This window comes from Frateuria terrea (assembly GCF_900115705.1).
Classification (GTDB): Bacteria; Pseudomonadota; Gammaproteobacteria; order Xanthomonadales; family Rhodanobacteraceae; genus Frateuria_A; species Frateuria_A terrea.
This window is the reverse complement of record NZ_FOXL01000003.1, coordinates 465,049-479,480: the sequence shown is the minus strand read 5'-3', so window position 1 is coordinate 479,480 and position 14,432 is coordinate 465,049. Positions and strand designations below refer to the sequence as shown.

Genomic DNA, 14,432 nt, shown 5'->3' with positions numbered 1-14,432 from the left:
ATGGCCGCCGCGAAGAAACGGGGACTCGGCCGCGGGCTGGACGCGCTGCTCGGCGGCGACGGCGCCGGCACCGCATCGCCGCTGGAGCAGGAAGGCGAGCTGCGCAGCGTGCCGATCCAGCAGATCCAGCCGGGCAAGTACCAGCCGCGCCGGCACTGGAACCAGGAGGCGCTGGAGGAACTGGCCGCCTCGATCCGGGCGCAGGGGCTGATCCAGCCGGTAGTGGTGCGCGCGCTCGGCAAGAACAGCTACGAGCTGATCGCCGGCGAACGCCGCTGGCGCGCCGCGCAGCTGGCGCAGATGGGCGAGATCCCGGCGCTGGTCAAGACGGTCGACGAGGCCGCCGTGCCGGCCATGGCGCTGATCGAGAACATCCAGCGACAGGACCTGACGCCGCTGGAAGAAGCCGATGCGCTCAAACGGCTGATCGACGACTTCGAGCTCACCCACCAGCAGGCGGCCGATGCCGTGGGCCGCTCGCGCGCGGCGGTGTCGAACCTGCTGCGCCTGATCGACCTGCCCGCATCAATCAAGAAATTGCTGGACGAGGGCAAGCTGGAGATGGGCCACGCGCGTTGCCTGCTGACGCTGGACGAGGGCATCGCCGTGCCGCTGGCGCGCCAGGCCTCGACCCTGGGCTGGAGCGTGCGCGAGCTGGAAGATGCGGCACGTCGCGCGCAGGCCGCGCCCAAGGGCAAGGCCAAGACCGGCGCGCGCGACCCGAACGTCGACGCGCTGGAGCGCGAGCTGGCCGAGCGCTTCGCTACCCGCGTGGAATTGGCGCAGGGCCGCGGCGGTGGCGGCAAGCTGGTGATCCACTACCACAGCAACGACGAACTCGACGGCATCCTCGGCAAGCTGCGCTAGATCGTCCCTTCCCCTTCGGGAGAAGGGGCGCGCAGGGCGGATGAGGGTACGGCCGGAGCGCGGTGACGAAGCCTTCCGCGCAAGTCCCGCACCCTCGCCCCGGCCCTTCCCCGGACGGAGAGGGAGCAAGGTCGCCTGCGCCAGCTGCGCGCATCAGCGATAATCCCCGCCCAATCGTTCCCCGGACTGGCCCCATGCCCGAGCTTTCCGTCGTCGTGCCCGTGTTCAACGAGCGCGACAACATCCCGCCGTTGCTTGCCGAAATCGCCACCGCGCTGCGCGGCAAGGTCGACTTCGAGATCGTTTACGTCGACGACGATTCCAGCGACGACAGCCGCGCCGTGCTGGCCGCGCAGAAGGCAAGCTACCCGGAGCTGCGCGTGCTGCACCACGTGACCCGCAGTGGCCAGAGCACCGCGGTGTCCAATGGCGTGCGCGCCGCGCGCGGCGCCTGGATCGCCACCCTGGACGGCGACGGCCAGAACGACCCTGCCGACATTCCCAAGCTGCTCGCCGCGCGTGCCGCCGCGGCGCCGCAGATCAAGCTGTTCGCCGGCTGGCGCACCACGCGCCGCGACAGCTTCAACAAGCGCATCTCCTCCAAGATCGCCAACGCGGTGCGCTCGCGCATGCTCAAGGACGCTACCCCCGACACCGGTTGCGGGTTGAAGCTGTTCGAGCGCGAAACGTTCCTGCGCCTGCCCTACTTCGACCACATGCACCGCTACCTGCCGGCGCTGGTGCGTCGTGCGGGCTATGCCAGCCAGAGCGTGCCGGTGGGCCATCGCCCACGCACCGCCGGCACTTCCAAGTACGGCATGCTCGATCGCCTGTGGGTCGGCCTGGCCGACCTGCGCGGCGTGGCCTGGCTGATGCGCCGGGCCAAGATCACCGGCGTCGAGGAAGATTGAGTCGGCGACCCCGTGGTGGGCCGGAATCCGCCCTACGATGTGTTCACCCGGCGGGGGTAAGCTTGGGCGTGGTTCCTTCGAGCGGGACGCCATGAGCCTGGCCGTCAAACGCGTCTACGACCCGCCGTCATCGAAGGATGGCTACCGTGTGCTGGTCGATCGCCTGTGGCCGCGCGGCCTGAAGAAGGACGCTGCCGCGTTGGACCTGTGGGTGAAGGACGTCGGCCCCTCGCGCGAATTGCGCCAGTGGTTCGGCCACGAACCCACGCGCTGGGAGGGCTTTCGCCATCGCTACGCAGGCGAGCTCGATGCCGTCCCGGAGAGCTGGCAGGCACTGGCCGAAAAGGCCCGGCGCGGCCATGTCACGCTGCTGTTCGGCGCTCGCGACGAGGAACACAACAACGCGGTGGCACTGAAGGCCTACCTGGAAGGCTACCTGGCGGTACACTGTCCGCATTGATCGCGCACCCGCCTAGTCGCGCTTGGCGTCGAGCCGCTCCAAAGCTTCGCGTGTGCGCGTGCGGCCCAGCTCGATCAGCTCACGCGCACGATAGAACTCGTAGGTCGCCGCGGCATCGCGCGGAATCTCGATCAGCAGGTCGGGCTCGTAGGCAGCAAGGCGCAGCCGCGAGAGATTGGACTGCATCAGGTCCATCGCCTGGGTCAGCAGCGCCAGCGCGCCGGGTTCGTGGACGTGCGGCGACCGGTCCTCGCCATGCCCGAACAACCGCCCCAGCCAGCCCGGCGGGGACGACGGGCTGGCCTCGGCATCCTGCTTGGGGCTGAGGCGCTCGGTCGGCCCGTCCAGGCTGATCGCGAACAGGAAATCCGCCCGCTCGCGGATCAACGGCGTCACCGGTACCGGGTTGAGCAGCGCGCCATCGACCAGCCGGCGCCCGTCGATCGTATGCGGCCGGAACACGGTGGGGATGGCGATCGAGGCACGGATCGCATCGAACAGCTGGCCGCGGGTCAACCACACTTCGCGTTCGCGGTCGATGTCGGTGGCGACCGCGGTGTAGGCCAGCGGGAGCTCCTCGATGCGCGCGTCGCCGATCAGTGCGCGCAAGGTCTCGATGATCTTCTCGCCCTTGATCAGGCCGCCGCGGAAGGTCCAGTCGACCAGCCGCAACACGTCGAAGCGCGCCAGCTTGCAGACCCAGTCGCGATAGACCTCCAGCTTTCCCATGGCATAGACGCCGCCGATCAGCGCGCCCATCGACGCGCCCGCGATGGCGCTGATGGCATAGCCCTGATGCTCGAGCTCTTCGATCACGCCGATGTGCGCCAGCCCTTTCGCCCCACCCGCGCCCAGCGCCAGGGCGACGGTCGGTTGGCGCGGCACATCCGCAGCCGGGGCGGGGTGGCTCATGCGATCGGCCTGCGATGGCGGGCCCTCACGATACGTTAGCGCGGTCCTGTGGTGAAGTCTGATTCCGGCGACCAGCGGCCACGGCCGTTATGATGGCCCGTCGGCGTCCGCGCCATTGACGAGGCAGCCGTAAGGAAACCATGCCAGCCGAAACCCGCCTGAACATCCCGCCCCGCACGCCGTCGGGCTGTCCTTTGTGTCGCGGAGTGTGCGCATGAGCTGGCAGGCGTGGGCGACGGTAGCCATCATCGTCGGTGCCATGGCGTTGTTCGCCAGCGAGAAGGTGCGCATCGACCTGGTCGCGTTGCTGGTGCTGGCCACGCTGGTGGTGCTGCACATCGTCACGCCCGAGGAGGCCCTGTCCGGTTTCAGCAACGAGGCCACCGTGACGGTGGCGGCGATGTTCGCGCTCAGCCTGGGGATCGAGCGCTCCGGCGCGCTGGAGCCGCTCACGCGCCTGCTGATGCGCATCCGCAAGCCATGGTTGATGACGCTGGCGATGATGCTGGCGATCGCCCCGCTGGGAGCGTTCGTGAAGAACATCGCACTGGTGGCGACCTTCCTGCCGCTGGCGCTACGCGTATGCCAGCGCACCGGTACCTCGCCGGCGCGTGTGCTGATGCCGATGGCCTACGCGGCACAGATGGGCGGCGTGTGCACGCTGATCGGCACCTCATCCAACCTGCTCGCCGACAGCCTGGCGCAGAAGCACGGGCTGCCGCCGTTCGGCGTGTTCGAATTCACCAAGATGGGCGCGCTGCTGGCGGTGGCCGGCATGGCCTACCTGATGCTGATCGGGCGCCGGTTGCTGCCCAAGCACATCGATGCGGCGCTGCCGGAGGGTGGCGAGGTCGGCAAGTACGTCACCGAGCTGGTGGTGGGCGAGGACTCACCGCTGCTGGGCACGCGCATCGCCGATGCGCAGCTGGGCGACAAGTACGGCGTCTATCCCCTGGAACTGCTGCGCGGCGAGCGGCGCATGTGGTCGCCACGCGAACAGCAGCTGGCGCTCGGCGACGTGCTGCTGGTACGCGGCGACTGGGAAAAGATCGAGGACTTCCAGCGCCGCGCGCGTCTGCGCAACGCGCCCGAGCAGCACTATGCACGCGAGGACGATCACCCCCGCGTGCTGGCCGAGCTGATGGTCGCGCCGGGCAGCCCGGCCGAGGGCCGGCGCCTGGCCGAACTGGGCCTGGACTGGCGTTACCGCGCCACCGTGCTTGCGGTGCATCGGCGCGGCCAGGTGCTGCGCGACAAGCTCAGCAATATCGACCTGACGGTCGGCGACGTGCTGCTGGCGCTGGTCGACGAGGGCGGCATGCCGAAGCTGCGCACGGACGACGCCTTCATCGTGTTGTCGGAGCGCGATGACGCCCGCGGCAGCATGCGCAAGGCCTGGGTGGCAGCGGCGATCATGGCGGCGGTGGTGATCGCCTCGGGGCTGCACTGGCTGCCGATCCCGATCGCCGCACTGTGCGGTGCCACGGCGATGGCGCTGACCGGCTGCTTCGGCCGCAAGGACATCTACGAGGGGATGGATTGGAAGATCATCATCCTGCTCGGCGCGATCCTGCCGCTGGGGCTGGCGATCGAGAAGACCGGGCTGTCCACCGTGGTGGTGCAGGGGGCAATGGGGCTGGTCGGCAACCACGGGCCGCTGGCCGCACTGCTGATGGTGTACCTGCTGACCGCGCTGCTCACCGAGCTCATGGGGCACAACCCGTCGGTGGTGTTGATGGTGAGCATCGCGGTGACCGTCGCGCACGCGGCGCACGCCGATCCGCGGCCGTTCGTGGTGGCGGTGGCCTTTGCCGCGGCCACCTCGTTCGCCACGCCGGTGGGTTATCCGACCAATACGATGGTCTATTACGCGGGCGGCTATCGCTTCACCGACTTCATGAAGGTCGGCATCCCGCTCATCGCACTGTTCTGCGCCCTTTCCATGTGGTTGATCCCGCAGCTCTGGCCGTTCCATCCGTAGCGGGCGGGAAGCTGCGGTTTCGAAGCCAACGGGAACTGCGTTTCGGGACCCGCACGTCTGCCGATACGGCAAGGCGCAATGCCATTCCGTTGCTCGTTTTCCCGGTCCCCACTCTACTGGTAGCCGCCCAGCGCCATGTGCAGCAGGCTTTTCATTTCCTCGCGCAGCGGCAGCGGCGCCACCACTTCGGCATCCGGGCCGTACTTGAGCACGTCCATCAGCAGCTCGCGTGATTTCGAATACGGCACCTTCAGTTCGTAGCGTCCGTCCGGCAGCCAGTCGCCCTTCTGCTGCGAGTGCCAGTGCTCGTCGGCGACCCAGCGCGCGGCGTGGGCGGAGAAGCGGATCGTCGCCCAGGCCTTGGGCTTGCCGGCGAAGATGCCGTAGCTGGAGGCGAGCCACTCGTTGAGGTCCGTCTCGGGCACGTCGATGGCCGGCTCGTCCAGGGCATGCGCGTCACGGATGCGATCCACCGCAAAGCTGCGCAGCGCCTCGCGGTCGTGATCCCACACGTCCAGGTACCAGTTGTCTCGGTAATGGGTCAGGCGCTGCGGCGAAACGGTGCGCTTGCTGTCCGAATCGGTGGTGCGCGCGCGGTAGGAAAAGCGCAGGCGGCTGCGCTCGAGCACGGCGCCGGCCACCACGCGGAACACCTGCTGGTCGAGCTTGCGCTCGCCCCACGGAATCACCCGGATGCGCTCGATCGGCAGCGACTTTTCCTTGTCCTGGCCGGTGAGCAGCCGCTCGATGCGGGCCTTGAACGGTGCCAGCGCACCGGCGAGCACGCCGGGGCCGGAGCGGCCGATCAGTTCATTCAACGCCAGCAGCGCGGCCAGTTCGTCGGAGGTCAGCCACAGGCCCGGCAGCTCGAAGCGCTCGCCCTCGCCCACTTCGTACCGGAATGCCGCCTGGTCGCTGGCGGCGCTTTCGATCGGTGCGCCCAGGCCATCGCGCAGGAAGGCGATGTCGCGGTACAGCGTGGCCCGCGAGCATTCCAGCTCATCCATCAGCCGCGCCAGCGGGACCGGGTAGTGTGCCGATTTGAGAACTCGGTGCAGGGTCAGAATGCGTTCGTAGCGATCCATGGCATACCGCAGGGATGGGAGCTTTGTGTAGCATGGGTACGGCCCGCGGCGGCCGCAAGTCCGCTGCACGGCCCGGCGCGTGCGTCGGGTCGCGGTTCTTCCCCAACCGCCGAGCCTTTTCGATGTGATGCATCCATCCAGCGACATGCAGGCCTGCGTCCCGACCGCCGCGTCGGGCGAGCGGGCCTATCCGCTGCCTCCGGCCTATCCGGCCGCACTGCTGCGCATGCTGGCGCTGTCCGGCTACGGCCTGTGGATGTTGCTGGGACTGGCGCTGGCGCTGGGCATCTACCGCGGCGGCCGCAGCGAGGCGCTGGTACCGCTGGCCGTGGGCGCGGTATTCGTCAGCACCGGACTGCTGGCCGCCTGCCTGCACTTGCCGGGCCTGTCCGACTGGCATGGCTGGTTCCCTGCCCGACGCATCCGGCCCACGCGCGAGGCGCTGCTGGCGCTGGCGGCCTACCTGCCGATGATGGCGGTGGGCGGGCTGGTGCGTGGCGACAATGCGTTCTGGGCGACCCGCGTCGCTGGCGCTGCGTTGGCGCTGTGCAGCGCCGCCAGCCTGGTCTACACGGTGCACAGCTACCGCCGGCGCCTGCCCGAGGGCGTGTTGCGCCGCTCGGCACAGCTGCCGGTGAGCCGGGTAGTGGCCGCTTGGTATGCCGGCGGGCTATGGCTGTGGCTTTGCCTGGTCGCGCAGGATGGCGCCGTGCATGCGGCCGGCTCGCGCCCCTGGATCATGGTGCTGCTGGCGCTGGCACTCCTGCTGGGCCTGATCGAAGGCCTGCGCTGGCAGGCGCTCAACCCGCCGGAGGGGTGGGCGCCCGGCCATCGCGTGCGCGGCCGCACCGCGCGATTCATCGCAGCGTTGCTCACCTACGCGGTGCCCAGCCTGGCGCTTTTGGTGGTGGACCTGTCCGAGGCCGGCGTGGCGCTGGTGGCACTGGCGGCGGTCAGTTGCCTGCTCGGCCGCACCATCGAGCAGCGCGCCTATGAGGCTGCGCTTGCGCGGCTATGCCGAGCCGACCACCCGGCAAGCCCGGGCGGCTAGGCGCCCGCCCGGTCGTGTTCACTGCGAGTTCAATCCGCCGCATTAAGGTGGCGGCCTTCCTGACCACCCCCCATCCATGGATTGCCTGATGAACAAAACCCTGATCGCTGCCGCGTGCCTGCTGGCCTTTGCCGGCGTGGCGCAGGCGCAGGACGCCGGCGCGTCGACCGGCAACTCCGCTACCGACAACGGCGGCTGGACCGGCTCGGGCGAGTTCGGTTTTGCCTCGGCGCGCGGCAACTCGCGCACCGAGAACGTCAACGCCAAGCTCGGCCTGAACCAGGAGAACGAGTACTGGAAGAACAATTTCTTCCTGAACGGCATGCGCTCCAAGGGCGAGGTTTCCGTCGTGGATGCCAATACCGGCCAGACGGTCGACCGCTTCAGCACCACCGCCAACCGCTACGACGCCGGCGCCTCGGTCGGCTACAAGCTCGATCCGCGCAGCTACATCGTCGGCGCCGGCCGCTACGAGCATGACGATTTCGGCGCCAACCTGTGGCAGGGCATCGTCTCGCTCGGCTATGGGTACATCGCACTGAAGAACGAACGCACCGAGCTCTCCTTCGAAATCGGTCCCGGTTACAAGCGCTACCGTCCGGCCAACACCACGCTGCTGGTGAACGGGGAAACGGTCGAGGTCCGCCGGCCAACCGAGAGCGAGGTGGTCGGTCGCGGCCTGATCAACTTCAAGTACCGCCTGACCGACAACACCGCCTTCGAAGACACGCTGCTGGTCGAAGCCGGCTCGAAGAACAAGTACTACCAGAACGACGCCGGCCTGTCGGTCAGCATGACCAAGAAGATGGCGCTCAAGCTCGGCTTCCAGGTGCGCTACAACTCCGACACGCAGCCGGGCACGCAGAGCACCGACACGCTGACGACCACCAATCTGGTCTACAACTTCTGAGGTTTTGGGACTCGCCGGAACAGGCTACCTCTCCCCGCTGGGGAGGGGGTTGGGCCGAGGGGTCATCGCCCTCGCGTTGAACCAGCAACAGCACAAGGCTACGTTGCGATATCCCGGCCTTCTTCCCCGGAGAGAAAAAGGAGCAGCGCAGTTCAGCCCAGCATCTGGCTCGCACCCTGCACCAGCAGCGCATCGGCCACCGCCCGGCCGAGCATCTCGGGCTGGTCGACCGGGCCACTCGCCTCCGCCCGTACCAGCCGCCCGCTCGCCGCATCGCCGACCAGCCCGCGCAGGTGCAGGCTGCGTTCGGTCAGCACGCACCAGGCCGCCACCGGCACCGTGCAACTGCCGCCCAGCGCGTGGTTCATCGCACGCTCGGCGCCCACCGTGACCCGTGTGTCGGGATCGTCCAGCGCCGCCAGCAGCGCAAGCACCGCCGGCTGGTCCGCGCGCGCCTCGATCGCGATCGCCGCCTGTCCCGGCGCGGGTAGCCATTCCGGCGCGGCCAGCCGCTGGCGGATCCGCTCGGCCAGACCCAGTCGTTCCAGTCCGGCGCAGGCCAGCACGATGGCCTCGTAGTCGCCGGCGTCGAGCTTGGCCAGCCGAGTATTGACGTTGCCGCGCAGGTCGAGCAGCTCCAGATCCGGCCGCGCGGCGCGCAGCTGCGACTGCCGGCGCAGCGAGGAGGTGCCCACGCGCGCGCCCTCGGGCAGCGCATCCAGCGTGGCGTGGTCGTTGCTGACGAAGGCGTCGGCGGCATCCGCGCGCGGCAGCATCGCCGGCAGCACGAAGCCGGGCTCCAGCTCGGCCGGCACGTCCTTGAGCGAATGCACCGCGAGGTCCGCGCGGCCCTCCAGCATCGCCACCTCCAGCTCCTTGAGGAACAGCCCCTTGCCGCCGATGGTGGCCAGCGGACGGTCGGCGATCTCGTCGCCGCGGGTGGTCATCGGCACCAGTTCGACATGCAGGCCCGGGTGCACCGCACGCAGGCGCGCGGCGACGTGCTCGGCCTGCCACAGCGCGAGCGCGCTCTTGCGGGTGGCGATGCGCAGGATGGACGGCGGCATGGGAACTCCAGCGTGTTGCAGGCCGGCCATTGTCGCCGCAATCGCGCCGGCGCGCGTGCGGCGTGGCGCCTCAGCCGGTGCGCAGCAGCTTGCGCAGCGCCGGCAGGTTGCGCCGGCTCACTTCGGGGCTGAATCCAGTGCCGGCCAGGCGTGCCAGCACGCGGCCGTCGGCGAGCGTCTTCAGGCCCAGCAGGCGCGGTGCCGGCACCAGGCAGTTGCGGTGCAGGCGCACCAGCTGGGTCGGATAGGCCTCCTCCAGCTGGCGCAGCGATTCCTCCACCAGCAGCTCGCCGCCGGCGTGGTGTACCACCACGTACTTCTCCTCGGCCAGCAGGCAGACCACTTCGGTCAGCGCGATGCGCACCTGCTCGCCGCGCAGCCGTCCGCGCAGGTAGCCGACCGGCTCGGCGGGCGCCGCGGCCAGGCGCTGGCGGGCCCGCTGCAGGGCTTCGCGCAGGCGCTCCGGGCGCACCGGCTTGAGCAGATAGTCCACCGCACCCAGCTCGAAGGCCGTGAGTGCGTGGTTTTCGTAGGCGGTGCAGAAGATCACCTGCGGCCGCCCGGGCCCGGCCAGCCGCGCAGCCAGCGCGGCGCCGTCGAGGCCGGGCATGTTGATGTCCAGCAGCAACAGGTCCGGCTGCAGCTCGCCGATCGCTGCCAGCGCGGCCTCGCCGTCGGCCACGCTGCCGGTCACCGCCACGCCCTCGCATTCGCCCAGCAGGGCGGCCAGACGGGCGCGGGCCAGCGGTTCGTCGTCGACGATCAGCACGCGCATCAGGGCTGCTCCGCAGGCGGGGGATCGAGTGGCAGGCGCAGGCGGACCAGAAAGCGGCCATCCCGCGGTCCGGCGTCGACCACGGCGCGTGCGCCATAGCGATAGGCCACGCGCTGGCGCACGTTGGTCAGTCCATGGCCGTGTCCCGGCGTCGACGGCATGGGCGGCAGCGGATTGCTGATGTCGATGGTCAGCGCGCGTCCATCGACTACGCCGCGCAGCACGATCTCGCCGCCCTCGCGCAGCGGCTGGATGCCGTGGCGCACGGCGTTCTCCACCAGCGGCTGCAGCAGCAGCCGCGGCAGCGGGTAGTCCGCCGGCAGGCCCTCGAGCTCGCGCCGGATGCGCAGGCGCTCGCCCAGGCGCAGCTGCTCGATCGCCAGGTAGCGCTCGATGAGCTCAAGCTCGTCGGCCAGCGTGCCGTCACGGCCGCCCGCTTGGCTCATCTGCGATTGACCCAGCGCCGCGCGGAACAGTTCGCACAGATCCTCGATGGTGCGTTCGGCCGCCGCCGGGTCGACGCGCACCAGCGCCGCCACCGTGTTCATGCTGTTGAACAGGAAATGCGGGCGGATGCGGGCCTGCAACGCGTCGACCTGCGCGTGCGCCACCGCCGCCAGCCGCGCCTGCCACTGCGCCAGCACGTAGAAGTAACGCAGCATCGCGGCGCCAAGCAGCGCCGCGATCAGCAGGTTGTCGCGCACGAAGGCCATCGGCGTGGTGTGCACCAGGTCCAGTTGCAGGGCCAGATCCATCCAGCGCGCCACTGCGCTGGCGAGGGCGACGACCAGTTCGATCAGCAGCCACACGCCGGCATACGGCATCCAGCCGCCGAGCCGCTGCAGCCATGGCCGCGCGTAGCACAACGCCAACGCCACCAGCACCGAAAGCCAGGAAACGAACAACATGCCCACGCTGTAGCCGCGCCAGCCGCGCGGATTGTCCGGTGCCAGCCACATCAGCGTGACGGTGAGCGCGCCCACCGCGAACAACGCGGCGACCGCCGGCAGCCGGCAGAAGTCCGGCAACGGCGTAGCGGGGCGGGCAGGGCGGACGCTCATGCGCTTCAGTATGCCGGCATCCGGTCACCCGCCGCTGTCTTCCCGGGCACGGTCCAAGGAGGACGTCGGCACCCCGTGCCCGCCCCCGCAGGAACGGTTCATTGGAAGCGGTCGGAGAGCCAGCGGCGCAGGTCGGCGATTTCCTCGGCGCAGACCGAATGCGGCATCGGGTAGGTATGCCAGTGGACGGTATAGCCCAATCCTTCCAGCAACAGCCGCGAATCGAGCCCGCGCTGCAGCGCCACCACCGGATCGGCGCTGCCGTGGCCCCAGAAGATCGGCACGCGGGCATTGGCGGCGCTGCGCTCGGGCGCCAGCGTGGCGCTGATCGGCAAGTAGGTGGACAGCGCCACGATGCCGGCCAGCGGCTGGGCGTGGCGCAGGCCGGCGGCCAGCGCGATGGCGCCGCCTTGCGAGAAGCCCGCCAGCACGATCCGCTCGCTGGGCACGCCGCGTTCATGCTCGCGCGCGATCAGCGCTGCCACCGCATCGATGGCGCGGCGGATGCCGGCCTCGTCCTGCGGCGCGCGGGCGTCGAAGCCGAAGATGTCGTACCAGGCACGCATCGGCATGCCGCCGTTGATGCTCACCGGCTGCACCGGCGCGTGCGGGAACACGAAGCGCAGTGCCGGCCAGGCCGGGTCGACCAGTTCGGGCACGATCGGCACGAAGTCGTTGCCGTCGGCACCCAGGCCATGCAGCCAGATCACGCTGTGGCGGGGATCCGGACCGGTTTCGCGCTCGACGCTGGGAAGCAGGTTCATGGGTGTTCCGATGGGTTCGGCAGATCGACCAGTCTCGCCCATGCGTCGCGCGGTCGCCAGCCAGAGCGGCGGCTGCACGACTTCCGGCGCTTGCGGCACAGGCCGGCTTGGCTATGCTCGGGTGTTTTGCCACTAGCGGAGCACTGCATGCGTCGACTTCTCCTGGCGGGCTTGGCCGCCTTCACCGCGCTGCCGGCGCTGGCGGCCACACCGGCCGCGACGCTGGATCTGGAAACCATCATGGCCAACCCCGACTGGATCGGGCAGGCGGTGGAGTCGCCCTACTGGAGCGCCGACGGGCAGGCGATCTACTACCAGCTCAAGCGCGATGGCAGCCAGGTGCGCGACCTGTACCGCGTGGACCTGGCCAGCGGGCGCAGCGAGAAGCTCGACCCGGCCGCGGTGGCGAAGGCCGATGGTCCGTCGGTGTACGACCGCACGCATCGTTACGCGGCGTTCGTGCGCCACGGCGACGTGTTCCTGCGTACTCTTGCCGATGGCCGTACCGTGCAGGTCACGCAGACGGTCGAGGACGAATCGGCGCCGCAGTTCTCCGCCGACAGCCGCGCGCTGCAGTACCGCTCCGGCGACGACTGGTACAGCTACGACCTGGCGCGCGGCGTCAGCGCGCCGGTGGCGGTGCTCAAGTTCGCCGACGACCCCGAGCAGGCCAAGACCGGCGCGCTGGAAGCCGAGCAGCTGAAGCTGTTCTCCACCCTGCGCCAGCTCAAGGCCGACAAGGACGCCGAACAGGCCAACGCCAGGGCGCTGGCTGCCGCCGACCCGGGCCGCGCGCCGCAGCCGTTCTGGCTCGGCGACAAGATCGTCGCGATGGATACCGAGCTGTCGCCAGACGGGCGCTGGCTGCTGGTGGTCACGCGGCCGAAGAGCTATGAGGCGGGCCGCCATCCCAAGGTGACCCATTACGTAAGCGACTCGGGGTACGCCGAGGACGAGGACGCGCGCGTCTACGTCGGCCGCAACGAGCCGGCGCCGCAGTCGCTGCTGTTGCTGGACCTGCGCGCGCACCAGCAGTACCCGCTCTCGACCGACGGCCTGCCCGGCGTCAAGGACGATCCGCTCGCCGCGATCCGCGCGCAGACCGTCGCGGCGCTGGAGCGGGCCGGCAAGGACGACCAGGCCAAGGCGCTGAAGGCGCCCGACCTGCGTTCGGTCCGCATCATCTCCAGCGCCGAGGACGGCGGTGGCGGCGGCATCGCGTGGAGCGCGGACGGCAGCAACCTGGCCATCCAGCTGCGCGCGATCGACAACAAGGACCGCTGGATCGCCAGCGTCGATTTCGTCCGCCACGCGCTGGTCAACCAGCACCGCCTGCATGACGAGGCTTGGATCAACTGGAACTTCAACGATTTCGGCTGGCTCAAGGACGGCCGTACGTTGTGGTACCTGTCCGAGGAGACGGGCTACTCCCAGCTCTACGTCAAGTCGTTGGGCGGCAAGGCGGAGGCGCTGACCAGCGGCCGGTTCGAGGTCAGTCACCCGCAGCTGTCCGAGGATGGCCGGTGGTTCTACCTGCGCACCAACAAGGTCGCGCCCTACAGCTACGACGTCTACCGCGTGCCCAGCGCGGGTGGCGAGCTCACGCGCATCACGCATTACCAAGGCATGGATGGCTTCGAGCTGTCGCCGGACGGCAGCCGCCTGGCGGTGTTGCACTCCTCTCCCTACGTGCTCGACCAGTTGGCGGTGCAGTCGGCGGCAGGTGGCGCGCCGGGTGACCTGACCCGCACCATGAAGCCCGCATTCACCGCCCGCGACTGGATCGCACCGAAGATCGTCCAGGTGCCCTCCAGCCATGGCGCCGGCAGCATCTACGCCAAGTACTACGGCCCGGCCGATGAGAACGCGACGACGAGGCCCGCGGTGATCTTCGTCCATGGTGCCGGCTACACGCAGGATGTCACGCTCGGATGGTCCTACTACTTCCGCGAGCAGATGTTCCACAACCTGCTGGTGCACAAGGGCTACGTCGTGCTGGACATGGATTACCGCGCCTCCGAAGGCTACGGCCGTGACTGGCGCGACGCGATCTACCGCCAGATGGGCCACCCGGAGCTGCAGGACCTGCTCGACGGCAAGGCCTGGCTGGTGAAGAACCACCACGTCGACCCCAGGCGGGTGGGCATCTACGGCGGCAGCTACGGCGGCTTCATGACCGAGATGGCGCTACTGCGCGCGCCGGGCCAGTTCGCTGCCGGCGCTGCGCTGCGGCCGGTCAGCGACTGGCGGCTGTACAACCACGAGTACACGTCCGACATCCTCAACTCGCCCGAACTGGACCCGCACGCCTACGACATCAGTTCGCCGATCAGCTACGCCGACCAGCTTGCCGATCCCCTGCTGATCGAGCATGGCCTGATCGACGACAACGTCATGGCCGCCGACTCGATCCGCCTGTACCAGCGCTTCATCGAACTGCACAAGAAGGATTTCTGGATGTCGCTGTACCCGATGGAACGGCACGGCTTCATGCATCCGGATTCGTGGCACGACGAGTACCGCCGCATCGACGAGCTGTTCGACACGTACGTCAAGCCGGCCAAGTGACCTGGGCCCGGCCCCTCTCC

At 69.3% G+C, this 14,432-nt stretch carries 13 protein-coding genes; 7 read left to right on the top strand and 6 right to left on the bottom strand.

What is annotated here, in order from left to right; genetic code table 11:
• The 3 genes from BMZ38_RS05975 (at position 1) to BMZ38_RS05965 (ending at position 2,238) form a co-directional block, all read left to right on the top strand.
• Positions 1 to 867, top strand: a complete 867-nt coding sequence (locus BMZ38_RS05975; protein WP_091335312.1) for a ParB/RepB/Spo0J family partition protein — start codon at positions 1 to 3, stop codon at positions 865 to 867.
• 194 nt (positions 868 to 1,061) lie between these two features.
• Entirely contained in the window at positions 1,062 to 1,778 is a 717-nt protein-coding gene (locus BMZ38_RS05970) for a glycosyltransferase (protein ID WP_091335310.1), read from the top strand.
• Positions 1,779 to 1,869: 91 nt separating this feature from the next.
• Positions 1,870 to 2,238, top strand: coding sequence for a DUF488 domain-containing protein (locus BMZ38_RS05965; RefSeq protein ID WP_091335308.1), 369 nt, complete (start codon positions 1,870 to 1,872; stop codon positions 2,236 to 2,238).
• Between the two features lie 12 nt (positions 2,239 to 2,250).
• On the opposite strand, the gene BMZ38_RS05960 is transcribed toward BMZ38_RS05965, so the two are convergent.
• Complete coding sequence (locus tag BMZ38_RS05960) at positions 2,251 to 3,150, bottom strand: patatin-like phospholipase family protein (protein WP_091335306.1); 900 nt, start codon at positions 3,148 to 3,150, stop codon at positions 2,251 to 2,253.
• Positions 3,151 to 3,364: 214 nt separating this feature from the next.
• Between BMZ38_RS05960 and BMZ38_RS05955 the strand changes: the two genes are divergently transcribed.
• Complete coding sequence (locus BMZ38_RS05955) at positions 3,365 to 5,131, top strand: SLC13 family permease (RefSeq protein WP_091335304.1); 1,767 nt, start codon at positions 3,365 to 3,367, stop codon at positions 5,129 to 5,131.
• 113 nt (positions 5,132 to 5,244) lie between these two features.
• Here the strand turns inward: BMZ38_RS05955 and BMZ38_RS05950 are convergent, their stop codons facing one another.
• The gene (locus BMZ38_RS05950; RefSeq protein ID WP_091335302.1) at positions 5,245 to 6,216 is read right to left on the bottom strand and encodes a helix-turn-helix transcriptional regulator; all 972 of its coding nucleotides are present in this window, start codon (positions 6,214 to 6,216) and stop codon (positions 5,245 to 5,247) included.
• Between the two features lie 127 nt (positions 6,217 to 6,343).
• On the opposite strand from BMZ38_RS05950, the gene BMZ38_RS05945 reads away from it, so the two are divergent.
• Entirely contained in the window at positions 6,344 to 7,267 is a 924-nt protein-coding gene (locus BMZ38_RS05945; protein ID WP_091335301.1) for a hypothetical protein, read from the top strand.
• Between the two features lie 88 nt (positions 7,268 to 7,355).
• Positions 7,356 to 8,177: a DUF481 domain-containing protein gene (locus tag BMZ38_RS05940; RefSeq protein WP_091335299.1), complete on the top strand. Its 822-nt coding sequence runs from the start codon at positions 7,356 to 7,358 to the stop codon at positions 8,175 to 8,177.
• Between the two features lie 152 nt (positions 8,178 to 8,329).
• Here the strand turns inward: BMZ38_RS05940 and hemC are convergent, their stop codons facing one another.
• From hemC to BMZ38_RS05920, 4 genes are all read right to left on the bottom strand, one after another.
• A complete protein-coding gene (hemC, locus tag BMZ38_RS05935) occupies positions 8,330 to 9,244 on the bottom strand; it encodes a hydroxymethylbilane synthase (RefSeq protein ID WP_091335297.1) in 915 nt (304 codons plus the stop codon).
• 70 nt (positions 9,245 to 9,314) lie between these two features.
• A complete protein-coding gene (locus BMZ38_RS05930) occupies positions 9,315 to 10,019 on the bottom strand; it encodes a LytR/AlgR family response regulator transcription factor (protein WP_091335295.1) in 705 nt (234 codons plus the stop codon).
• Positions 10,019 to 11,080, bottom strand: a complete 1,062-nt coding sequence (locus tag BMZ38_RS05925; RefSeq protein ID WP_091335293.1) for a sensor histidine kinase — start codon at positions 11,078 to 11,080, stop codon at positions 10,019 to 10,021. Before BMZ38_RS05925 ends, BMZ38_RS05930 begins: the two co-directional genes overlap by 1 nt.
• Before the next feature lie 98 nt (positions 11,081 to 11,178).
• Positions 11,179 to 11,844 (bottom strand): alpha/beta hydrolase, encoded by a 666-nt coding sequence (locus BMZ38_RS05920; protein WP_091335291.1) that lies wholly within the window; start codon positions 11,842 to 11,844, stop codon positions 11,179 to 11,181.
• A 147-nt stretch (positions 11,845 to 11,991) separates the two neighbouring features.
• Between BMZ38_RS05920 and BMZ38_RS05915 the strand changes: the two genes are divergently transcribed.
• Entirely contained in the window at positions 11,992 to 14,412 is a 2,421-nt protein-coding gene (locus BMZ38_RS05915; RefSeq protein WP_091335290.1) for a S9 family peptidase, read from the top strand.
• Positions 14,413 to 14,432 lie beyond the last annotated feature (20 nt).